At 70.8% G+C, this 24,964-nt stretch carries 6 protein-coding genes; 1 reads left to right on the top strand and 5 read right to left on the bottom strand.

Features of this window, described 5'->3' with window-relative positions; all coding sequences use genetic code 11:
• From BRW65_RS21000 to BRW65_RS20985, 4 genes are all read right to left on the bottom strand, one after another.
• The gene (locus tag BRW65_RS21000) at positions 1-2,178 is read right to left on the bottom strand and encodes a glutamine synthetase III (RefSeq protein ID WP_073877891.1); all 2,178 of its coding nucleotides are present in this window, start codon (positions 2,176-2,178) and stop codon (positions 1-3) included.
• Positions 2,179-2,285: 107 nt separating this feature from the next.
• Positions 2,286-3,767: an MFS transporter gene (locus BRW65_RS20995; RefSeq protein WP_073877889.1), complete on the bottom strand. Its 1,482-nt coding sequence runs from the start codon at positions 3,765-3,767 to the stop codon at positions 2,286-2,288.
• A gap of 54 nt (positions 3,768-3,821) precedes the next feature.
• Complete coding sequence (ngg, locus tag BRW65_RS20990) at positions 3,822-5,618, bottom strand: N-acetylglutaminylglutamine synthetase (RefSeq protein WP_073877887.1); 1,797 nt, start codon at positions 5,616-5,618, stop codon at positions 3,822-3,824.
• The gene (locus BRW65_RS20985; RefSeq protein ID WP_073878004.1) at positions 5,615-7,420 is read right to left on the bottom strand and encodes an N-acetylglutaminylglutamine amidotransferase; all 1,806 of its coding nucleotides are present in this window, start codon (positions 7,418-7,420) and stop codon (positions 5,615-5,617) included. The genes ngg and BRW65_RS20985 overlap by 4 nt, the downstream gene beginning before the upstream one ends.
• 317 nt (positions 7,421-7,737) lie before the next feature.
• Here BRW65_RS20985 and BRW65_RS20980 point away from each other — a divergent pair, with 317 nt between their 5' ends.
• On the top strand, positions 7,738-8,151 hold the full coding sequence (locus BRW65_RS20980; protein ID WP_244168150.1) for a DUF732 domain-containing protein: 414 nt from the start codon (positions 7,738-7,740) through the stop codon (positions 8,149-8,151).
• Positions 8,152-8,160: 9 nt separating this feature from the next.
• On the opposite strand, the gene BRW65_RS20975 is transcribed toward BRW65_RS20980, so the two are convergent.
• Positions 8,161-24,964: non-ribosomal peptide synthetase (locus tag BRW65_RS20975; protein WP_073877885.1), on the bottom strand; the 16,804-nt coding region annotated here is incomplete at its 5' end.

The following is a 24,964-nucleotide window of genomic DNA, read 5'->3' as shown; positions in this document are numbered from 1 at the left end:
CTACAGGATGTAGAGCATCTCCTGGTAGGTCGGCAGCGGCCACAGGTCGTCGGCCACAACGCCTTCCAGCGAGTCGGCGGCCGCGCGCACTGCTTCCATCGCCGGCAGCAGCGCCTCCTGGGCGTGCTTGGCCTCCTCGAGCGCCGATTCCGCCGAGTGCTCGGACAGCGCCGCCGTCAGCGTCGCCAGCGCGGCGGTGAGGTCGGCGAGCGGGGCCGAAACCGCTTCCAGCGCAGCCGTATTGGGCTCCACCCCGGCGGCCTTCAACGTCGCGACGTTCTGGGCCAGCTCGGTCTGATAACGCAGCGCGGCGGGCAGGATGACCGTCGTCCCGATCTCCAGGGCCAGCTTCGCCTCGACGCCGATGGTCAGGGCGTACTGTTCCAGCCGGACCTCGTAACGGCTGTGCAGCTCGCGATCGTTGAAAACCCCGTACTTCTCGAACACTTCGACCGATTCCGGCTTGATGAGTTCCGGAATGGCGTCCAGCGTCGTCTTCAGGTTGGGCAATCCGCGCTCGGCCGCCTCGATCTGCCAGTTCTCCGAATACCCGTCCCCGTTGAACACCACCGCGCCGTGATCGGTGATGATCTCGGTGAGCAGCTTCTGGACCGCCGCGTCGAAGTCCTCGCCGGCTTCGACGGCCTGCTCCAAAATCGTTGCGATGTAGTCGAACGAGTCGGCCATGATCGTGTTGAGCACGATCATCGGCACGGCGACCGTCTGACCCGAGCCCGGCGCCCGGAACTCGAACCGGTTGCCGGTGAACGCGAACGGGCTGGTCCGGTTGCGGTCACCGGGATCGGTCGGCAGCGGCGGCAGGGTGTCGACGCCGATGATCATGGTGCCCTTGCCCTTTGACGAGGTCGCCGCGCCCTTGGCGATCTGTTCGAACACGTCGGCCAGCTGCTCGCCGAGGAAGATCGAGATGATCGCCGGCGGCGCCTCGTTGGCGCCCAATCGGTGGTCGTTGGTGGCCGACGCGACCGAGACGCGAAGCAGCCCGGCGAACTTGTGCACGGCGCGGATCACCGCGGCGCAGAACACCAGGAACTGGGCGTTCTCGTGTGGCGTGTCGCCGGGCACCAGCAGCGACCCCAGCTCCGCATTGCCCACCGAGAAGTTGACGTGCTTGCCCGAGCCGTTGACGCCGGCGAACGGCTTCTCGTGGAAAAGGCATTCCATGCCATGCTTTTTGGCGATCGTCTTGAACACCGTCATCAGCAGCTGTTGATGGTCGGACGCGATGTTGGCCCGCTCGAACATCGGGGCCACCTCGAACTGTCCGGGGGCGACCTCGTTGTGCCGGGTCTTGGCGGGGATGCCGAGTTTGAACAGCTCCCGTTCGGTGTCCATCATGAAGCCGAGCACCCGCTCGGGCACCGAGCCGAAGTAGTGGTCGTCGAATTCCTGGCCCTTGGGCGGCTTGGCGCCGAACACGGTCCGCCCGGCGTTGATCAGGTCGGGCCGCGCCAGGAAGAAATGCCGGTCGACGAGGAAGTACTCCTGCTCCGGCCCGCAGAAGGACACCACCTTGTTGAGGTCCTTGTGGCCGAACAGCGTCAGGATGCGTTCGGCGTGGATGCCCATCGCCTGCTGGCTGCGCAGCAGCGGCGTCTTGTAGTCGAGCGCCTCGCCGGTCATCGAGACGAACACCGTCGGGATGCACAGCGTGTTGCCGTTCGGGTTCTCCAGCACATAGGCCGGACTGGTCACGTCCCAACCGGTGTAGCCGCGCGCCTCGAAGGTGCTGCGGAGCCCGCCCGACGGGAAGCTGGAGGCGTCGGGCTCGCCCTGGATCAGGGTCTTGCCGGCAAACTCGGCGAGGGTCTGCCCATCGGAGACCGGTTCCAAGAAGCTGTCGTGCTTCTCGGCGGTCAGCCCGGTCATCGGGTAGAAGACGTGCGCGTAGTGGGTGGCGCCCTTCTCCAGCGCCCAGTCCTTCATCGCGACCGCGACGGCGTCGGCGACCGCGGGGTCGAGCTTGGCGCCCTTGTCGATGGTCGCCACGACGGACTTGTACACCGCCTTGGGCAGCCGTGCCTGCATCTCCGCCTTGGTGAAGACGTTGGAGCCGAAGACCTCCCCCGGCAGTTCGCCGGGGACGAAGCTGATGGCAGGGGGAACGTATGCCTCGACATTGTTGATCGCCTGGAGGCGGACCGCGTTACCGCTCAATGGAATTCCTATCGCTAAGGGGGCCCACGGCTAGTGGACCGACTCACATTAGGAACTCTCGATGGCGGGAATGTTACGCCCGCGTCACCGCTAGGACCGCGATGGTTTCAAACAGAAGACGGCCCGCGGTCTTCGGGCTCGGCGTCGTCGACGGTCAACGGCAGGGCCAGCTCTTCGAGGGGGCGCCGTTCGGCCGCGATCCCGAGCCGCAATTCGACCAGGCCCGCGATCGCCATGACCGCCGCACCCGTCAGGAACGACCACATCACCTGTCCGCGTTCCCCGGAATTGATCAGCTGCCCGAACAGCAGCGGGCCGGTGATGCCGCCGATCGCGGTTCCCACCGCGTAGAAGAACGCGATCGCCAGCGCCCTGGTCTCCATCGGGAAGATCTCGCTGACCGTCAGGTAGGCGGCGCTCGCGCCGGCCGACGCCAGGAAGAACGCGGCGGCGAGGACGCCGATGAACGCCCAGACCCCGCCGGTCTGGGTCACGAACAAGATCGCCAGGACGACGGCCACGAGGGCGGAGCCGATGTAGGTGGCCGTGATCATCGGCTTGCGGCCGACGGTGTCGAAGAGGTGGCCGAGCGCCAGCGGCCCGACGAAGTTGCTCAGCGCCCACAGGATGAAGAACAGCGGCACCTTCCCCGACGGCACGCCGTAGAACCCGCTCAACAGCGTGCCCAGATTGAACGTCACGCCGTTGTAGAGGAACGCCTGCCCGGTGAACAGCGCCAGCCCCAGGATCGCGCGCTGCGGGTAGAGCTTGAACGCCACCCGGGCGATCTCTCGGAACGAGATCGTCTTGCGCTGACGGATTTTGAGCCCGCGCCCGTGCGGCTCGGGGAGGGTTTCACCGGTCTCGCGCCGCACCGCCTCCTCGATCTCGCCGACGACCCGCTCGGCCTCCTTGTCGCGGCCGTGGATGAACAGCCACCGCGGGCTCTCGGGGACGTTGCGCCGGACGAGGAGCACGAAGATGCCGAAGATGGCGCCGACGCCGAAGGCCAGCCGCCAGCCGATGTTGGGCGCGAAGTTCGACGTGTCGAGCAGGACGAGGGCACCGGCCGCGCCCGCGGCCGAACCCAGCCAGTAGGTTCCGTTGATGATCAGGTCGACGCGGCCGCGCACGCGGGCGGGGATCAACTCGTCGATGGCCGAATTGATCGCGGCGTATTCGCCGCCGATGCCCGCGCCGGTGAAAAAACGCGCGGCGAAGAAATACCAGGGGGCGAAGGCGAATGCGGTCGCCACGGTGGCGGCCAGGTAGACCGCCAGGGTGAGCATGAACAGATTGCGCCGCCCGAAGCGGTCCGTCAGGTGGCCGAAGAACAGCGCGCCCACACACGCACCGGCGATGTAGAACGCGGCCGCCATGCCGATCTGCGCGGCGTTCAGGTCGATGCCGCTGCCCTTTTCCGTGAGGCGAGCGGACACGTTGCCCACCATCGTGACCTCGAGCCCGTCCAGGATCCACACCCCGCCCAGCCCGATGACGACGCGCCAGTGGAATCGCGACCACGGCAGCCGGTCCAGCCGCGCCGGCACGTGGGTGGTGATGGTTCCGGTTTGCACGCTTCCGCTCATCTGGCTCCTATCCGAGTGGCTTCAGAACTACCCAGGCGAGGCGTATCACAAGCCTCAGCCGCGGTCGGCGCGCGACTCCTCGGGGGTCCAGGGTTGTGGCTGGCCCGGGTGGCCGGGGAACAGGAAGTCGATGAAGGCCGCGGCCGTGGGCTGCGGTTCGTGGTTGGCCAGCCCGGGCCGTTCGTTGGCTTCGATGAAGGCGTACTCGGCGCCGGTGACGTCGGGCACCAGCAGGTCGATGCCGGTGACGGGGATGCCGATCGCCTCGGCCGCCGTGACCGCGACCCGGCACAGTTCGGAGTTCACCACGGCGGTGACGTCGTGGATGGTGCCGCCCTGATGCAGGTTGGCGGTGCGGCGCACGCGCAGGCGGGTGCCCTGGGGCAGCACGTCGTCCAGCGTCCAGCCCGCCTCGGCGACCGTCGACTCGGTGAGGTCGTCGAGTGGGATGCGGGATTCGCCACCGGTGGCCGCGGAGCGCCGCCGGCTTTCGGCCGCGATCAGGTCGCGGATGCTGTGCTCCCCCGTGCCGATGACCTCGGGCGGCATCCGCAGCGCGGCGGCCACCACCCGGCCGTCGATCACCACCAGCCGAAGGTCGTCGCCTTGCACCCGCTGCTCGATCAGCACGTCCGGGTATTGCTGACGGGCCCGGGCCAGCGCGGCGGCCAGCTCGTCGGGACCGTTGTCCGCGGTCACGCCGACGGTGATGCCCTTGCCCTGCTCGCCGCGGGTGGGTTTGACGACGACCTCGCCGACCTCGTTGAGGAAGTTGTAGTCGCCGTCGTCGAACGTGGCCAGGCGGGCGCGGGGCACCGTGATGCCCGCCTCGGACACCAGGCGGCGCGTCAGGCGCTTGTCGTCGCAGCGGCACATCGCAACCGCCGAGGTGTATTCGGACAGCGATTCGCGGGTGATGACGCTGCGGCCGCCGTGGCTGAGACGCATCTCCCCGGTTTCGGCGTCGAGCACCTCGACCCAGATGCCGCGGCGCAGCGCCTCGTCGGCGATGATCCGGGCGTAGGGGTTGAGGTCGTCGACCGTCTCGGGCGGCGGGCTGAACAGCGGCTCGTTGATCGCGTTTTTGCGCTTGATCGCCAGCACCGGGACGCGGACGAAGCCCAGCTTCTCGTACAGGCCGATGGCGGCGGCGTTGTCGTGCGCCACGGACAGGTCCATGTAGGCGCGGCCCGCGTTGCGGAAGCGCTCCGCCAGCGCGCGGGTGAGCGCCGCACCGATGCCGGGCAGCCCGGCCGCCGGGTCGACGGCCAGCGTCCACAGGCTGGACCCCTGCTCGGGGTCGGAGAACAGCAACTCGTGGTCGACCCCGGTGACGGTGCCCACCACCGCGCCGTCCGCGTCGCGCACCGCCAGCAGGTAGGTCACCGCGGGGACATTCAGGTGGTTGTCCCAGATGACGTCGACGCCGGCCGGGACCATCCCGCAACGCACGTAGACGCGGTTCATGGCGTCGGCGTCGATCGGGGCGTTCAGGGTGCGCACGGTCACGCCGAGCGGCGCCGGCGAGGAGTCCTCGCCCTTCATCGCCTCGGTGAAGCGCAGCCGATAGGTGTGGCTGGGGTCGATGAAGAGCTCGGTCGGCGCTTCGGCGACCACCACATGGGATTCGCGGGCGTAGATGCAGATGTCGCGGCGGCCCGGCCCCTCCCGGCGCAGCGCCTCGACCAGTTGGTGGGCGTCGGCGAAGGTCTGGCCGAAAATCAGCCGGCCCCAGCCCAACTCGAGCTCGACATCCTTGGCCATCGCCTCCACCAGCTCCGGCGGCGATGCGTCGTGCAGGCCCATCGTGATCGCCTCGGTGTGGTCGCCAGAGGGATCGATTTCGGTCATGCCACCGGACCCGTGATCCCGTGCCGCTGCAGCCAGAGTTCGAGCAGGGCGATCTGCCAGAGTTCGTTGCCGCGCAGGGGGGTCAGCTTGCCGTTGGGGTCGGCGAGCAGCGCGTCGACCGCCTCGGTGCGAAACAGGCCGCGCTCCTTGGCCACCGGCGCGTAGAGGGCGTCGCGCACCATGTCGAGGTAGGGCCCCTCGAGGTGGGTCAGCGCCGGAACCGGGAAGTAGCCCTTGGGCCGGTCGATGACCTCCGACGGAATCACCCGTCGCGCGGCCTGTTTGAGGACGCCCTTGCCGTCGTGGGCGATCTTCAACTCCGGCGGGCAGGTCGCCGCCAGCTCGACGAGTTCGTGATCGAGGAACGGGACGCGGCCTTCGAGGCCCCAGGCCATGGTCATGTTGTCGACCCGTTTCACCGGGTCGTCCACCAGCATGACGGTGGTGTCCAGGCGCAGCGCGCGATCGACGCCCGTCTCGGCGCCGGCGCGCGCGAAGTGCTCGGTGACGAAGCGCTCGCTGGGGTCGTCCGGGGCCATGACCGCGGGGCCCAGCAGGCCCGCCAGTTCGGCCGAATCGCGGTCGAAGAACGCGCCGCGGTACTCGGCGACCGAGCCCTCAAGCGACGCCGCGGCCGGCGAGCCCATCGGCGGGTACCAGTGGTAGCCGGCGAACACCTCGTCGGCGCCCTGCCCCGACTGCACGACCTTCACGTGCCGCGCCACTTCCTGGCTGAGCAGGTAGAAGGCGACGCAGTCGTGGCTGACCATCGGCTCGCTCATCGCACCGATGGCCCCGTCGAGCGCGGGCAGCATTCGGTCGCTGCCGATGCGGATCTGGTGGTGGTCGGTTTCGAAGCGCCGGGCGATGATGTCCGACCACCGGAACTCGTCGCCCTCGACGCCGCCGGCCGACTCGAAGCCGATGGAGAAGGTCATCAGCCCGTGCTGGCCGGCCTCGGCCAGCAGTCCGACGATCAGGCTGGAGTCGACGCCGCCGGACAGCAGGCAGCCGACCGGAACGTCGGCGACCAGCCGGCGCTTGACCGCGACGCGCAGCGCGTCCAGCACCGCTTCTTCCCAGTCGGTTTCCGACCAGGCGGCGCGGTCGTCGTGCCGGGTGAAGTCGGGGGTCCAGTAGGTGGTGATGGTGCGCCGGCCGTCGGGCTCGATCGCGACGAGCGACGCGGGCGGCACCTTGCGGACCCCTCGCAGGATGGTCAGCGGCGGCGGGACCACCGAGTGGAAGGTCATGTAGTGGTGCAGGGCGACCGGGTCGATGCGGGTGTCCACGCCGCCGCCGGCCAGCAGCGCCGGCAGGGTCGAGGCGAACCGGATCCGGTGGTCGTCCTCGGTCAGGTAGAGCGGCTTGATCCCCAGCCGGTCACGGCCCAGCAGCACCCGGCAGCTGTCGCGCTCGACGATGGCGAAGGCGAACATGCCGTGCAGGTGGCTGACGAAGTCGTCGCCCCAGTGCCGGTAGGCCTTGATCAGGACCTCGGTGTCGCTGTGCGAGAAGAACCGGTAGCCGTGTCCGGTGAGCTCGTGGCGCAGTTCCTTGTAGTTGTAGATGCAGCCGTTGAAGGCGATCGCCAGGCCCAGCTCCGGGTCGACCATCGGCTGCGCGCCGGCTTCGCTGAGGTCGATGATCTTGAGCCGACGATGACCCAGCGCGACCCGCCCCTGTGACCAGGCGCCCGACGCGTCCGGGCCCCGTGGGGCCATCACGGCGGCCATTGCGGACACCGCTGCTACGTCGGGGACCCGCCCGTCGAGCCTTACCTCCCCGGTGACTCCGCACACTCCTTGGACCATACCGAAGGCGGTTGCCGCGCGCCCGAACGGCCACTGTGAAATGCGTCGTCGCGCGCCGGAGTAGCGCTTTGCGGTTGCGGCGCTCCCCCGACTGTTAATTCTTGGTTGCGCTCTGCTCTCGTGTTCGGCCCCGGATTTCGGGTTCCCGAAACGCCACCGCGTCGGGCGACCCGATCGGGGCGAAACCGAAGACCTCGCAAACCAACTGGTTTCGACGGCGTTTGCCACTCGGCCGTCCGGCGCGTCGCTGCGTCGACCGTCCGATCGCCGCGACTCGAGGGCCCGGTCGGTGTGAGGTGGCGGGCTTGGCGGCGGCGGGAAAGCTGCGCCGGTTCTGGTTACTGTGCAGCCACCCTGATGGCACCCGTCGTCACATCGAGGAGACCGTGAGCCGAATGATCGCGCAGGCCGGGATGTTCGTGGCGTTCGGCGCGGCCGCCGGGGCCGCATTGTTGTTCGCGGCACCGGCCTCCGCCGATCAAAAAGACGACGCATTCCTCGCCGAAATTCAGCGGAACGGGATCGTCTTCACCGATCCGGGCGCCGCGATCGCGGCGGGGCACAACATGTGCGCCGGACTCGACAAGGGAAAAACGCCAACCTCGTTGGTGCTCAACGTCGTACGGGCCACCGACCTGTCGGCGCACGAGGCCGCCTACCTGCTGGGGGCTTCCGTGGCGTCGTATTGCCCGCAACACAAGGCCGCTATCGGCAATTAGGGGGCGCGGTCAGCCGGCACGCTCGCCGGGCAGCTTGTCGTCCCGACGGCCGTGCTGTCGACCCTGGGCCAATTCGAGCCGGCGTTCCGCGAGGACCAGCAGATGCCTGAGTCGCTGGCCGTACAGGCTCACCGCTTCCGCGGTCAGCATGTCGTCGTGGCCGCACTCGATCGAGTAGGTGAGGATCTCTCCGGAGACGTGGGGCCGCCAGGATCGCGACAGGACTGCGCCGCGGTCGGGCTCGTCCCGTGCTGCGGAGACGATGGTGATGTCCCCGTGGAAAACCCTCGGCCGGTGGGCTCGGTACCGCTCGACGTTCTTGCGCAGGTTTTGCGTCAGCAGGTCGAAAAGCCGCTGGGATGACGAGGCCTCGACCATCGTCTGTTGCTCACCCAGATCGTCGTCCGGCGCGGCGCCACCGTCGTCGATGGCGGGTTGGGCGTCGAGCAGGATCAGCCGGGCGACGACGCATCCGCGTCGTTGGAGTTCGACCGCGAGTTCGTGGGCGACGACGCCGCCGAACGACCAGCCGAGCAGGTGGTAGGGCCCGGGCGGATAGGCCTCTTGCAGCCGGTCGGCGTAGGCCTTGGCCATTGCCCGGATCGACTGGGGCTCGCCTTCGCCCTCGACCTGTTGGATCCCGATGATCGGGCAATCCAGGTGGGTGCCGAGAACCTGATACTGCCAACTCACGCCGCCCGCGGGATGGATGCAGAACACCGGAACGCCGGCGCCCTGCTTCAGGGTCTGCACCGGGACGATGTCGTCGTCGGCGGCCGTGTCCGTGCCCAGGCGCTGGCTGAGGCTGCGCACCGTGGGCGCGTCGAACAGGGTGCGCACCGCAAGGTCGACGGCCAACGCGGTGTTGACCGTGGCGATCAGCCGCATCGCGGAGATGCTGTCGCCGCCCAGGTCGAAGAAGGAATCGTCGACGCCCACCCGCTCGACACCCAGCACGCCGGCGAAGATGCCCGCGAGGATCTCCTCGGTCGCGCTCGACGGGGCCCGGTATCCGCGGCCGGCGTACTCGGGTGCGGGCAGCGCGCGGGTGTCCAGCTTGCCGTTGGGGGTGAGCGGCAGCGCGTCGAGCGCGAGCACGGCCGCCGGGACCATGTAGACCGGGAGCCGCCCGGCGAGCGCGGTGCGCGCCTCGGCCGGATCGGCCGATCCTGTGACGTACCCGACCAGCCGTTTCTCGCCGGGACGGTCCTCGCGGGCGATCACCACCGCCTGGTCGACACCGTCGAGCCGGGCCAGCGCGGCCTGGACCTCGCCGAGTTCGATGCGGTAGCCGCGGATCTTCACCTGATCGTCGGCACGGCCCACGTACACCAGCTGGCCGTCGGCGCCCCAGAGCACCAGGTCGCCGGTGCGGTACATCCGCGTGCCGGGCTCGCCGAACGGGCAGGCCACGAACCGCGACCCGGTCAAGCCCGCACGCCCGACGTAGCCGGTGGCCACGCCCGCGCCGGCCACGTACAGCTCGCCGACCACCCCGGGCGCCACCGGGCGCAGCCAGGCGTCGAGCACGAACAGTCCCGCGCCCGCCACCGGTGAGCCGATGGGCGGTGTCCCCGAGCCGGCGGTGAGCGGCGCGCTGACGGCAACGCACATCGTGGTCTCGGTCGGGCCGTAGGCGTTGACCATCACCCGCCCCGGCGCCCAGCGATCGACGACGTCGGCCGGGCAGGCCTCGCCCGCCATCACCAGCGCCACCGATTCCAGTCCCGCCGGATCCAGCGTCGCCACCGCCGACGGCGTCTGGGTCAGCACGGTGACCCCTTGGTCGATCAGCAACGCGCGGAAGTCATCCGGTGAGCGCACCACCGACTCGGGCACCACCACCACGCGCCCGCCGCGCAGCAGCGGCGCGAAGATCTCCCACACCGACACGTCGAAGGCGTACGAGTGGCACTGCGTCCACACGCCCGGGTTGGGCAGGCCGGCGTCGAGGGAGCCGATCAGCTGGGTCACGTTGCGATGCGTGACCGCGACACCCTTGGGCGCCCCGGTGGTCCCCGACGTGTAGATGACGTAGGCGGCGCCCTCGGCCGCGGGCGCCGGCGGCGGGGTGGACGGGTGGCCGTCGATCGACGGGTCCTCGATATCGATGACCCGCACGTCGCGCCCGTCCAGCCGCGACCGCAACCCCCCGGTGGTGATCGCGGCGACCGGCGCCGCGTCGTCGAGCATGAATCGGATCCGCGCCCCCGGGGCCGCCGGGTCGATCGGCAGGTACGCCGCGCCCGTCTTGAGCACCGCCAGGATCGCCACGATCGCCTGAGCCGAGCGCGAAAACAGCAGGGCCACAGACTGTCCCGGGCCGGCACCCTCGGCGATGAGCAGGTGCGCCAACCGGTTGGCCGCCTCGTCCAGTTCCCGGTAGGTCATGGCAACGTCGTCCCAGCCGATCGCCACGGCGTCCGGCCGTTGTGCCACGTGCTCGGCGAACAAGTCCACGATCGACTCGGCGGCGGGCACCGGCCGGCTCAGCGCCGCCCGGTTGCCGAGCTCGCCCAGGTGAGCCCGCTCCGAGGGGGCCAGCAGGTCCACCGAGGACAGCCGCCGGGTCGGGTCGGTGGCCATCGCCACCAGCACCCGCTCCAGCCGCTCGGTCAGCGCCTCGATGGTGCGGGCATCGAAGACGCCGGCGTCGTACTCCACGCGCAGCCCGAGCCGATCCCCCGCCAGGGCGGCTTGCATCGTCAGCGGGTAGTGGTTGCGTTCGAAGACGTTGAAGTCGGTGATGGACAGCTCGTGGTTGACCGCCATCGCCGACGTTTCCAGCGGATAGTTCTCGTAGGCGAACAGCGTGTCGAACAGCTTGTCGTGACCCGTCATCCGGTGGATCTCGGTCAGCGACAGGTGCTCGTGCTCGAGGGTGTCGTTGTGCGCCCGCTGCAGTTCCTCGAGCAGGTCCGTGGTGCGGGTGGCCGGGGTGATGCGGGCCCGCACCGGAATGGTGTTGATCAGCAGGCCCACCATCGACTCGGCGCCGACCACGTCGGCCGACCGGCCGGAGACCGTGGTGCCGAAGGCGACGTCGAAGTGGCCCGTCAGCCAGGTGAGCAGTTGCGCCCACGCGGCCTGCAGCACGGTGCTGACGGTGCTCTGGCACGACCGGGCCAGCTCGCCGAGCGCGCGGGTGGTCTCGGCCGAGACCGCGAACGTCGCAAGGCGCCGGGCGCCCAGCTCCGCCCGCTGCGGCGGCCCGACCAGCGTCGGGGTGTCGAACCCGGCGAGCACCTCACCCCATGCCGCCCGGGCGGCGTCGAGGTCCCGGCCCGCGAGCCACGTGACGAATCGGCGATACGGGGCCGGCGGGGCCAGCGGCTGCCCGGTGAGGCCGGCGAATGTCTCGTTCACCAGGATCGGCACGGACCAGCCGTCCAGCACGATGTGGTGAATCGTGAGCACCAGCCGGTGGCGGTCCTGAGCGGTGCGGATCATCGCGACCCGGAAGGCCGGCCCGTCGGCCAGGTCGTACACGGCGGCGCGTTCGGCGGCACAGAGCTCCCCGACTTGCTCGTCGGCGCCTTCGGCGGCGTCGAGCTCGACGTAGCGCCACGCCATCGCCGGATTCGCGGGGATGACCTGTACCGGCTCGTCGAAGTCCTCGGAGAACCGGGCGACCAGGTGCGGGTGCCGGTCCACCACCGTCTGCACCGCGGCGCGCAGCCGGTCGGGGTCGAGCGGGCCGCTCACGCTGATGTCCAGCTGCACCACATACAGGTCGTCCTCGCGGGCCCGGGTGGTGGTGGCGTGGAACAGCAGGCCTTGCTGCAGCGGGGTCAGCGGCAGCACGTCGGCGGTCGGGTTTCGCCGCTCGAGCTCGTCGATCTGGTGCTGGACCAGCCGGGCCGGCAGGATGTCCGACGGCGTCAGGCCGCCGCCCCCGGCTCGCACGTGGGCGCAGATGCCGGTCAGCGCCTCGAACCAGAGCCGGCTCAGCCGGGTGACCTGCTCGCGGTCCAGGGCCGACGGCGCCCACGTCCAGTTCGCGTGCAGCTGCGGGCCGGCCTCGCCGTCGGCGGTGCCCGCGTTGAGGTCCACGGTGTGCATCAGCGGCATGGGCACCGCCGTGCTGGTCCCGGTGATCGCGGAGCCGTCCCGGGAGATCCGCCACAGCTCGCCGGACATCTCGGCCGCCGCGCCGCCCAGCCGGCCCAGGTAGTTGAAGCCGACCGTCGGGTCGGAGCCGTCCAGGTCGGTCTCGGGGTTCAGGTAGCGCAGCAGCCCGTAGGTCAACGGGTCCGGCACGGCCCGCAGCTGTTCCTTGGCGCGCTTGAGCACCGCGCCCAGCGCCGGGGCTCCGGAAAGCACTTGCGCCCAGGGCAATTCGTCGACCGCCAATGCCACCGGGTATTTGGTGGTGAACCAGCCGACGGTGCGCGAGAGGTCCACGCCGCCGGCCAACTCCTCGTGACGCCCGTGCCCCTCCACGTCGATGCCCACCGGCGCGCCGTCGGTGCCCAGGAACTCCGCCCACGCCAGGGCGTACCCGATCAACAGGATGTCGTTGACCCCGGCGTGGAACGCCGCCGGGGCCTCGCCGAGCAGGGTGCGGGTGGTCTCCACGTCGAGTCGCACCGACAGGTGCTCGGCGGTCTCGTACGTGTCGGTCTCGGGCCGGATGGGGGGCAGCGCGGGCGGGGTCGCCATGATCCGCCGCCAGGCGTCGGCCCGCTCGACCACCGCCGGGGCGTGCGCGTGCCGGCTCAGCAGGGCGGCCCAGCGGGCGAACGACGTGCCGCCCGGCGGCAACGCCACCGGCTGCCCGCCGCGATGCTGCGCCCAGGCGATGTTCAAGTCCTCCAACAGGATTCGCCAGGACACCCCGTCGACGGCGAGGTGGTGAATGATCAGCACCAGTTGGCGGGTCGAGGTGGCCCACAGCGCGCTCACCATCACCCCGTTGGCCGGGTTCAGCCGGGACCGCGCCGCCAGCACCGCGGCATCGGACAGCGCGTCGACCGCGCGCAGGCGGTCGGCCGCGTCCACCGTTCCCGCGTCGGGCACCGTCAGCGACCACCCGTCGCCGACCCGCAGCCGCAGCATGGCGTGGCGGTCCAGCAGGGCCTGCAACACCGCCATCACGTCGGCCTCGGTGACCCCGGCGGGCGCGTCGACGACCATCGTCTGGTTGAACTGGTCGACGGGGCCGTTCACGCTCTGCAGCCACCGCATGATGGGGGTCGCCGGCAGTTCCCCGGTGCCCTCGTCGGTCCCGCCGACGTCGCCGTCGGCCGCGGCGACCACGCGGGCCAGCCGGGCGACGGTCTGCTCGACGAAGATGTCGCGCGTCCGGCACGCCAGCCCCGCGGCGCGCGCCCTGGTGACCACCTGCATCGACGAGATGCTGTCGCCGCCCAGGTCGAAGAACGAGTCGTCGACGCCGACCCGCTCGACGCCGAGCACCTGGGCGTAGATGCCGGCCAGGATCTCCTCGGTGGGGTTGGTCGGGGCCCGGTAGCGGTCGGTGTCGGAGTATTCGGGCGCCGGCAGGGCGCGGGCGTCGAGCTTGCCGTTGGGGGTCAGCGGCAGCGCGTCGAGCGCCACGACCGCCACCGGGACCATGTAGGCGGGCAGCCGATCGGCCAGGCGGACGCGCAGGTCGGCGGGGTCCGCCGCCCCGGTGACGTAACCGACGAGGCGCTTCTCGCCGGGGTGGTCCTCGCGGGCGACGACGGCCGCCTGCCGCACCCCGGGGAGCTCGGTCAGCGCCGCCCTGACCTCGCCGAGCTCGATGCGGTAGCCGCGGATCTTGACCTGTTCGTCGGCGCGGCCCAGGTACTGCAGCTGCCCGTCGGCGCTCCAGCGGACCAGGTCACCGGTGCGGTACATGCGTGCCCCGGGCCCGCCGAACGGGCACGCGACGAACCGCGCCGCCGTCAGCGCCGCCCGTCGCCAGTAGCCGCGGGCCAGGCCGGCGCCGGCCACGTACAACTCGCCGACCACGCCGGGGGGCACCGGCCGCAGGGACTCGTCGAGCACGAAGAGCGCCGCCCCGGCCACCGGGGAGCCGATCGGGACGACGGCGGATCCAGCCGTTAGCGGCGCGCTGATCGCGGCGTACACGGTGGCCTCGGTGGGCCCGTAGGCGTTGATCATCACGCGGTCGGGCGCCCACCGGTCGACCAGCTCGGCCGGGCAGGCCTCGCCGGCCACCACCAGCGCGGCGGACTCGAGCCCGCTCGGGTCCAACATCGTTGCCGCAGACGGGGTTTGGCTGAGCACGCTGACCCGCTCGGCGACCAGGAGCGCGTGCAGGTCCTCCGGGGACCGGACCACCGCGTCGGGGACCACCACCAGGCGCCCGCCGCGTAGCAGCGCGCCGAAGATCTCCCACACCGACACGTCGAAGCCATAGGAGTGCCACTGCGACCACACCCCGCCGTCCGGGAGGCTCGCGTCCACGGACGCCATCAGCCGGGTCACGTTGCGGTGGCTCACCGCAACGCCTTTGGGGACACCGGTGGTGCCCGAGGTGTAGATCAGGTAGGCGATGTCCTCGGCGCTCGGCGCCGGCAACGCGGTGGCGGGCTGGGCGTCGAGGGCGGGGTCGTCCACGGTGATGACCGGCACGTCGTGCTCGTCCAGCCGGGCGGCGAGCTCGGGGGTGGTCAGCGCCGCGACCGGGTCGGCGTCGGCGAGCATGAAGCCGATCCGGGCCGCGGGGTGCGCGGGATCGATTGGCAGGTAGGCGGCGCCGCTCTTGAGCGACGCAAGGATCGACACGATCGCCTCGGCCGAACGGTGGAACAGCAGCGCCACGCATCGTCCCGGGCCGGCGCCGCGGTCGACGAGTAGGTGGGCCAACCGGTTGGCGGCCTCGTCGAGCTCGCGATAGCTCCACGAGGAGCCGGCGCAGCTGAGCGCCAACGCATCTGGGGTGCGCGCGACCCGGGCGGCGAACGCTTCGGGAATGGACGCCGGCACGGTGTCCGGCGCGGTGAGCACCGCGCGGTGGCCGATCTCGTCCAGCCGGGCGTGTTCGGCGGCGTCGAGCAGGTCGACCGACGAGACCGATCGGGTGGGCTCGGTGGTCATCGTCGCGAGCACCCGCTGCAGGCGCCCGACCAGTGTTTCGACGCTGTCGGCGTCGAACACGTCGGTGCGGAATTCGACCCGCCCGCCGATTCCGGCGGGCTCGTTCGCCTCGGTCCAGCGCTCGGCGAGCGAGAATGTCAGGTCCATGCGGGCGACCTGGGTGTCCAGGGGGATCGAGGTGACCCGGACGTCGCCCAGCGCCAACCCGGTCGCGGCGTCGCCATCCTGGCCGCCGAAGTTCTGCCAGGCCAGCATCACCTGGATCAGCGGGTGATGGGTCAGGCTCCGGGTCGGGTTGACGCGCTCGACCAGCACCTCGAAGGGCACGTCCTGATGCTCGAAGGCTTCCAGGCTGCGTGTCCGCACCCGGTCCAGCAGATCGGCGAAGGTGGGGTCGCCGCTCACGTCGACCCGCAGCACCAGGGTGTTGACGAAGAACCCGACCAGGTCGTCGAGGGCGGGGTCGCGGCGCCCGGCGATCGGGAAGCCCACCGCGACATCGTTGTTCGCGCTGACCTTGGACAGCAGCACCGCCAGGGCGGCCTGCACCACCATGAAGTTGGTCGCGTTGTGTTCGCGAGCGACCGCCGCGATCTGCTGCTGCAAGTCGGCCGGCCAGTCAATCGGCACGGTGGCGCCGCGCTGGTCCGCGACCTGGGGGTAGGGCCGATCGGTGGGCAACTGCAACCGCTCCGGCATGCCGGCCAGGGCCTTTTCCCAGTAAGCCAGCTGACCGGCGATGCGGCTGTCGCGATCCTTCAGGTCACCGAACTGGTCACGCTGCCACAGGGTGTAATCGACGTATTGGACCGGCAATTCGGCCCATTGGGGCGCCTCCCCCGCGCACCGGCTGGCGTACGCGACGCCGAGGTCTGCGGTCAGCGGCCGCAGCGACCACCCGTCGGCGGCGATGTGGTGCACGACGGCGACCAGCACGTGTTCGTCGTCGGCGACGCGGAACAGCCAGGCCCGCAACGGGATATCGGTCGACAGGTCGAAGGTGTCGCGGGCCGCGGCCTTGACGGCCTCGTCCAGCCGGCTCGCCGACCAGCCGGCGGCGTCGACGACGTGCCAGCCGAAATCGGCTCGCTCCGCAGGGATGACCACCTGCTGTGGTGTTCCGTCGGGGGCCGCGAACACGGTCCGCAGGCTTTCGTGGCGGGCCACCACGTCGGCCAGGGCCGCGCCGAGCGCCTGCGCGTCGAGCGGGCCACGCAGCCGCATGGCCGCCGCCATGTTGTAAACCGGTGAGGGGCCTTGCAATTGGTCGAGGAACCACAACCGCGATTGGGCGAACGATAGCGGGACCACCGCGGGCCGCGGACCGGCCACCAACGGCTCGAGCCGGCCCGCGCCCTCACCGATCCGGGGTGCCAGCTGCGCGATGGTGGAGGCCTCGAACACGGCCCGCACGGACAGGTATTCGTCGAGGTCGGTGTTGACGGCGGCGATCAGGCGCATCGCCGAGATGCTGTCTCCGCCCAGGTCGAAGAACGATTGGTCGATGCCGACGCGGTCGACGCCGAGCACCTGGGCGTAGATGCCGGCCAGGATCTCCTCGGTGGGGTTGGTCGGGGCCCGGTGGCCCGAGGCGCTGTATTCGGGTGTCGGGAGCGCGCGGGTGTCGAGTTTGCCGTTGACTGTGGTGGGCAGCGCCTCGAGCACCACGATCGCGGCCGGGACCATGTAGCCCGGTAGCCGGTCGGACAGCGCGGCGCGCAACGCGGTCGGCTCGGCCGATCCGGTGACGTAGCCGACCAATCGCTTATCGCCGGGGCGGTCCTCGCGGACGACGACCACCGCTTCGTCGACGCCCTCCAAAGCGGCCAGGGCCGAGCGGATCTCGCCGATCTCGATGCGGTAACCGCGGATCTTGACTTGCTCGTCGGCGCGTCCGAGGTAGTGCAGCTGGCCGTCGGTGCCCCAGCGCACCAGGTCCCCGCTGCGATACATCCGCTGTCCCGGCTCGCCGAACGGGCACGCCACGAACCGCGATGCGGTCAACTCGGGCCGGCGCACGTATCCCAGGCCCACGCCGCGCCCGGCCACGTACAACTCACCGACCACCCCGACCGGCACCGGGCGCAACCAGCCATCCAACACGAACAGTCCCGTGCCCGGCACCGCCGAACCAATCGGCGGCGCACCGGATTTCGCGGTCAGCGGGGCGCTCATGGACGCGAAGATCGTGCTCTCGGTCGGGCCGTAGACGTTCATCATCGCGCGCCCCGGCGCCCAGCGGTCCACCACCTCGGGGGATACCGGCTCCGCGCCGATCACCAACGCCGTGCCTTCCAGGCCCTGCGGGGACAGCATGCCAACGGCCGCCGGGGTCTGACTCAACACGCTGACCTGCTCGGCGACCAGCAGGGCGTGGAAATCCTTGGGCGAGCGGGCCACCGCGTCAGCCACCACCACCAGCCGGCCCCCGTGCAGCAGCGCCCCCCAGATCTCCCACACCGAGAAATCGAACGCATACGAATGGAACTGGGTCCACACCTGCCCGGGCGCCAACGCCACCCCCACCGCCGGGGCGTCGAACAACCGGGTCACGTTGGCGTGGCTGACCGCCACCCCCTTGGGCAGCCCGGTGGTCCCCGAGGTGTAGATGATGTGCGCGATGTCCTCGGGTTCGGGTCCCGGGGGCGCCGTAGCGCGCTGCGACCGCAGAGCAGGGCTGCGCACGTCGATGACCGGCACCGCATACCCGGCCAACTTCTCGGCCAACGCGGCCGTGGTCAGCGCGGCCACCGGCGCGCTATCGGTCAACATGAACTCGATACGCGCGGTCGGCAACCCCGGATCGATCGGCAAATACGCCGCCCCCGACTTCAGCACGGCCAGGATCGCCACGATCGCCTCCGACGACCGCGAGAACAACACCGCCACCGCCGCACCCGGACCCGCACCCCGACCAATCAACAGATGCGCCAACCGATTCGACGCCTCGTCCAACTCCCGGTACGTCAACGACCGACCCTCGAACGACACCGCCACCGCCCCCGGCGTCCGCACCACCTGCGCGGCGAACAACGCCGGAATCGACGCCGGCACCCACGGCTCGGCCAGGACCGCGCGGTTCCCGAAGTCGTCGAGCCTGCGGTGCTCGTCGGCGTCCAGAACGTCCGTCGCCGACAGGCGCCGCTGCGGGTCGGCGGTCATTTCCACCAACACCCGCCGCAGCCGCTCGATCAGCGTGTCGATGTCCTGCGCGTCGAAGACCTCGGTGTCGTATTCGACGCGCAGGCGCAGCTCGTGCCCCGGCTGGGCCTGGATCGTCAGCGGGTAGTGGGTGGATTCCCGGCTGGCGATGTCGGTGATGGACAGCTCCTGATTGCCGGCCAGGGCCGCGGCGTCGATCGGGTAATTCTCGTAGGCGAACAGGGTGTCGAACAGCTGGTCCTGACCGGTGATGCGGTGAATTTCGTTGAGCGCCAGGTGCTGGTGGTCGAGCGTGTGGTTGTAGGCGCCCTGCAGCTGTGCGAGCAGGCCGGCCGCGGTGGTGGTCGGCGTGATGTTCGCCCGCACGGGCACGGTGTTGATCAGCAGGCCGACCATCGATTCCGAGCCGGGGATCTCGGCCGGCCGGCCCGAGACCGTGGTGCCGAACGTGACGTCGTGTTGGCCCGTGAGCCAGCACAGCAGTTGCGCGTAGGCGGCCTGCAGCACGGTGTTGACGGTGGTGTGGCAGGAGCGGGCCAGCTCGCCCACGGCGCGGGTGAGTTCGGCCGGCAGCCCGAGCGTCGCGGCGGCCTGCTTCCCCGGCCGCAGCCGGTCCTGGCGGCCGACCAGCGTCGGGGTATCGAAGCCGGCGAAGACCTCGGCCCAGGCGGCGCGGGCGGCATCGCGGTCGCGGGCGGCCAGCCAGGTGACGAAGCTGCGGTACGGCGCGGGCGCGGGAAGCCGCTGACCGTAGTAGGCGGCAAAGATGTCGCCGAGCAGGATCGGCATCGACCAGCCGTCGAGCACGATGTGGTGGTTGGTCAGCACCAGGCGGTGGCGGTCAATGCCGGTGCGGACCAAGGCAACCCGGAAGGGCGGCTGGTTGGCGAGGTCGCACACGGCGGCGCGCTCGGCGGCGCACAGCCGCCGGACCCGCTCGTCGACGTCGACGTCGTCGCGCAGGTCGATGTACTGCCAGGCCGCGGCGGGCTCGGCCGCGATGATTTGCACCGGCTCGTCGAAGTGATCGACGAAGCGGGCCACCAGGTTTGGGTGCCGCCTGACCACGCCGCGGACGGCGTCGCGCAGCCGGTCGGGGTCGAGTGTGCCGGTGATGCTGATGTCGAGCTGACCCGCGTAGAGGTCGCTGGCATCCTGGCCGGCGCCCCGGACGGTGTTCGCGTGGAAGAGCAGCCCCTGCTGCACCGGGGTCAGCGGTAGCACGTCGGCGACGTCGTGTTGCCGCTGCAGCTGGTCGATCTGCTGCTGGTTGAGGCGGGCCGGCGCGACGTCCGAGGGCGTCAATCCGCCGCCGCCGGATCGCACGTGGGCGCAGATCCCGGCGAGGGCCTCGAACCAGAGCCGGCTCAGGCGGGTGACCTGTCCGTCGTCGAGCGCGGAGGGCGCCCAGGTCCAGTTGGCGTGCAGGTGCGGACCGCTCTCAGTGTCGACGGTGGCGGCGTTGAGCTCCAGGGTGTGCATCAGCGGCATGGGGATGGCCGCGGCCGCGGCGGTGACCGAGCCCGGCACCGGCCGCCACACGTCCTCGGTGAGCCCGGCCGTACCGCCTTGGCGCCCAAGGTAGTTGAACCCGATCGGCGGGTCGGCCCCGTCCAGGCCGGCATCGGCGTTCAGGTAGCGCAGCAACCCGTAGGTCAGCGCGTCCGGGAGGGCGCGCAGCTGCTCCTTGCCGTCCTTGACCGCCGCGCCGAGCGCGGCGTCACCGGCGGCCACCCGCGCCCAGGACAGCCCGCCGACGTTCAAGGCCACCGGGTATTTGGCGGTGAACCACCCGACGGTGTGCGACAGGTCGATGTCGCGGCCCAGCTCCTCGTTGCGGCCGTGGCCCTCGACGTCGATGCCGATCGGCGCGTGGGGGTTGCCCAGGAATTCGCCGAGCGCCAGGGCGAACGCGACGAGCAGGACGTCCTGGATGCCGGCGTGGAAGGCCGCCGGCACCTCACCGAGCAGCATGCCGGTGGTCTCCGCGCCCAGCTCCATCGACAGGTGCCCGGCGGTGGCGAAGGTGTCCACGCCGGGGCGCACCGGGGGCAGCGCCGCGGGGGTGGCCGCCACCTGTCGCCAGGTGCCAAGCTGGTCGAGAACGTCCGGGTGGCCCGCGCGTTCGGCCAGCCGCGACGCCCACCGGGCGAACGACGTCCCCGCCGACGGCAGCGCCACCGGCTGCCCGAGCCGGTGCTGGGCCCAGGCGATATTCAAGTCTTCCAACAGGATTCGCCAGGACACCCCGTCGACGGCCAGGTGGTGGACGATCACCACCAGCTGGTTGGTGGTGGCGACCCACAGCGCGCTGAGCATCGCCCCGGCGGCCGGGTTCAATCGCGAGCGGGCCTCGACGAGTGCCGCGTCGGATAGTTCGTCCACCGTGTGCAGGCAGTCGCGGGCGTGCACCGCGCCGGGCTCGGGCACCGTCAGCGACCATTCGTCGTCGAGGCGTAGCCGCAGCATGCCGTGCCGGTCGAGCAGCGCCTGCAGCACCGCCAGCACGTCGGCCTCGCCCACCTCGACGGGGGCCTGCACCAGCATCGTCTGGTTGAACTGATCGACCGGCCCGTCCACTGCGCGCAGCCAATGCATGATCGGGGTGGCCGCCACCGGACCCACGCCCTCGTCGATCACGTCGGTGCCCGCCTCGGCCACCTCGGCCACCCGCGCCAGCCGGGCCACGGTCTGCTCGACGAACAGGTCGCGGGTGCGGCAGATCAGGCCGGCGGCGCGTGCCCGCGTCACCACTTGCATCGACGAGATGCTGTCGCCGCCAAGGTCGAAGAAGGAGTCGTCCACCCCGACCCGGTCGAGCCCGAGCACCTGGGCGTAGATGCCGGCCAGGATCTCCTCGACGGCGTTGCCCGGGGCGCGATATTGGTCGGCGTCGGCGTACTCCGGTGCGGGCAGTGCGCGGGTGTCGAGCTTGCCGTTGGGGGTGAGCGGCAGGGCCGGCATCGCGACCACGGCCGCGGGAATCATGTACGCGGGCAACCTCTCCGCCAACGCGGCGCGGACCTCGGCGGGGTCGGCCGTTCCGGTGAGGTAGGCGACCAGGCGCTTGTCTCCGGGACGGTCCTCGCGGGCGATGACCACCGCCTGCTCCGCCCCGTCCAGCCAGGCCAGCGCCGCGCGCACGTCGCCGAGCTCGATGCGATAGCCGCGGATCTTGACCTGCTCGTCCACCCGGCCCAGGTAGTCCAGCTGCCCGTCGGCGCGCCAGCGGACCAGGTCCCCGGTGCGGTACATGCGGGTTCCGGCTCCGCCGAACGGGCAGGCCACGAACCGCGACGCGGTCAGGCCGGCGCGCTGCCAATATCCGCAGGCGACACCCGAACCGGCAACGTACAACTCGCCGACCACGCCGACGGGCACCGGCCGCAACCGCCCATCGAGGACGAACAACGCGCCGCCGGGGACGGGAGACCCGATCGGCACCACACCCGACTCCGCGGCCGCCGCCGTCAGGGGTTCGCTGACCGCCGCGTACACCGTGGCCTCGGTGGGGCCGTAGGCGTTGATCATCGCCCGATCCGACCCCCACCGGTCGACCAGCTCGGCGGGGCACGCCTCGCCGGCCACCACCAGGGTGGCCGACTCCAACCCCTCGGGTGACAGCATCGCCGCCGCGGACGGGGTCTGGCTCAGCACGCTGACCTGTTCGGCGACCAGCAGCGCGTGCAGGTCTTCCGGTGAGCGGGCGACCGACTCGGGCACCACGACCAGCCGTCCGCCGTGCAGCAGGGCCCCGAAGATCTCGTGGACCGAGACATCGAAGGCCAGGGAATGCCACTGCGACCACACCCCGGCGCGCGGCAGACCGGCGTCCATCCGGGCCAGCAGCTGGGTCGCGTTGCGGTGCGTGACCGCAACGCCTTTGGGGACACCGGTGGTGCCCGACGTGTAGATCAGGTAGGCCAGGTCCTCCGGACCGGGCGCGGGCAGCGCCGGGCCGGGTTGGGCGGCGGCGCCGACGTCATCGATGTCATCGATGTCGATGACCGGGACGTCGTGGCCGACGAGCCGGTCGGCCAGGTCGGCGGTGGTGATGACGGCCATCGGCGCGGCGTCGGAAAGCACGAATCCGATGCGGGCCTCCGGCAGCGCCGGGTCGATCGGCAGATAGGCCGCGCCGGACTTGAGCACCCCCAGGATCGCCACGATCGCCTCGGCCGACCGCGAAAACAGCAGCGCCACAAACTGTCCCGGGCCCGCCCCGCGGCCGGCCAACACGTGCGCCAGCCGGTCCGCCGCGGCGTCCAACTCTCGGTAGGTCATGGATAGGCCGCCGCACACGAGTGCCACCGCCTCCGGCGTGCGGGCCACCTGCGCGGCAAACAACTGTGGAATGGACACCGGCGCGGCGCCCGGGCCGGTCAGCGCCGCGCGGTTCCCGATCTGGTCGAGGCGGGCGTGCTCGGCCGCGTCGAGCAGGTCCAGGGTCGACAGCGCGTGGCAGGGGTCCACGGTCATCGCGGTCAAAACCCGCTGCAGTCGCCGGACGAGCGCCTCGATGCTGTCCGCGTCGAACACGTCGGTGCGGAACTCCACCGTCCCGCCGATCCCGGCCGGCTCACCGGCCTCGGTCCAGCGCTCGGCCAACGAGAACGTCACGTCCATGCGGGCGGTTTGGGTGTCCACCGGCATCGGCGTGATCTCGACGTCGCCCAGGGTCAGTCCCGCGACCGGGCCGCCGCCCTGCCCGGCGAAGTTCTGCCACGCCAGCATCACCTGAACCAACGGATGATGGCTCAGGCTGCGGGTGGGGTTGAGTCGTTCCACGAGCACCTCGAAGGGCACGTCTTGGTGTTCGTACGCGGCCAGGCTGCGCTGCCGCACCTGCGACAGCAGGTCGGTGAAGGTGGGGTCGCCGTCTAGCTCGTTCAGGTCGACCCGCAGCACCAGCGTGTTGACGAAGAACCCGACCAGGTCGTCGAGTGCGGGGTCGCGCCGCCCCGCGATCGGGAACCCAACGGCCACATCGGAACTCGCGCTGATCTTGGCGAGCAGCACCGCCAGCGCGGTCTGGACCACCATGAAGCTGGTCGCGTTGTGCTGGCGGGCCAGCTCGCCGACCCGCCGCTGGAGCTCGGCCGGCCAGTCCACCTCCACGGTGGCGCCGCGCTGATCGGCGACCAGCGGGTAGGGCCGGTCCGTGGGCAGCGGGATCCGGTCGGGCATGCCGGCCAGCGCCTCTTCCCAGTAGGCCAGCTGGGCGGCGATGGGGCTGCTGCTCTCGTCGAGGTCACCGAGCTGAGCGCGCTGCCACAGGGTGTAATCGACGTATTGCACCGCCAGCGGCGCCCAGCCGGGGGCGTGTCCGGCACACCGGCTCGCATACGCGACGCCGAGGTCGCGCACCAGCGGGGTGATCGACATGCCGTCGGCCGCGATGTGGTGAACCACGGCGACCAGCACGTGCTCGTCGTCGTCGACACGGAACAGCTCTGCCCGCAACGGGATTTCGGTCGCGAGGTCGAAGGTGTAGCGCGCCGTGGCGCCGATGGCCTCGTCGAGCTGGTCGGCGGACCAGCCGCCCGCGTCGACGACCGACCACCCGAAGTCCGCCCGCTCGACCGGGGTCACCAGCTGCTGGGGCGTGCCCTCGGGCGCCGCGATCAGGGTGCGCAGGCTCTCGTGGCGGGCCACGACGTCGGCCAGCGCCGCACCGAGCGCGTCGGCGTCCAGGCGCCCGGTCAGCCGCAGCGCGGCCGCCATGTTGTAAACCGGTGACGGGCCTTGCAATTGGTCGAGGAACCACAGGCGGTTCTGCGCGAACGACAGCGGAATGACCGCCGGCCGCTCGGCGGCCACCAACGGCGCCAGGCCGCCCGTGCCCTCGCCGATCCGCAGCGCCAGCTGGGCCACCGTGGGCGCCTCGAACACGACGCGGACCGGCAGGCCGGCACCGAGGGTGCTGTTGATCGCGGCGACCAGGCCCATCGCCGAAATGCTCTCGCCGCCGAGTTCGAAGAAGGAGTCGTCGGTGCCGACGCGGTCGAGACCCAGGACCTCGGCGAAGATGCTGGCCAGGATTTCTTCGGTCGGGTTCTGCGGGGCGCGGTAATGCCCCGCGCCGTATTCGGGCGCCGGCAGCGCGCGGGTGTCCAGCTTGCCGTTGGCGGTCAACGGCAAGGCCTCGAGGCCCACGATCGCCGCGGGCACCATAAACCCCGGCAACCGCTCGGAAAGCCGTTCGCGCAACACACCCGGATCGGCCACACCCGTGACATAACCAACCAACCGCTTATCCCCGGGGCGGTCCTCACGGGCGATCACCACCGCCTGCCCAACCCCAGCCAAACCGCTCAACGCCGTCTGGATTTCACCCAACTCGATCCGATACCCACGAATCTTGACCTGCTCATCGGCACGACCCAGATAGCGCAACTGCCCATCGCCACCCCAGCACGCCAGATCCCCGGTCCGATACATCCGCGTTCCGACCCCACCGAACGGACACGCCACAAACCGCGACCCGGTCAGCCCCGCCCGGCCCAGATAGCCCGTCGCCACCCCGGACCCGGCCACATACAACTCCCCGACCACCCCCTCGGGCACCGGGCGCAACCAGGCATCCAACACGAACAGCGCA

It is taken from the genome of Mycobacterium paraffinicum, from assembly GCF_001907675.1.
In the GTDB taxonomy this organism is placed as follows: domain Bacteria; phylum Actinomycetota; class Actinomycetes; order Mycobacteriales; family Mycobacteriaceae; genus Mycobacterium; species Mycobacterium paraffinicum_A.
Note: the sequence above shows the minus strand (reverse complement) of the source record. Positions and strands in the feature narration are given on the sequence as shown.

Bases quoted from the DNA above. Each gene is read 5' to 3' on its own strand.
- BRW65_RS20995 (WP_073877889.1), bottom strand. From the start codon at position 3,767: ATGAGCGGAAGCGTGCAAACCGGAACCATCACCACCCACGTGCCGGCG.
- ngg (WP_073877887.1), bottom strand. From the start codon at position 5,618: ATGACCGAAATCGATCCCTCTGGCGACCACACCGAGGCGATCACGATG.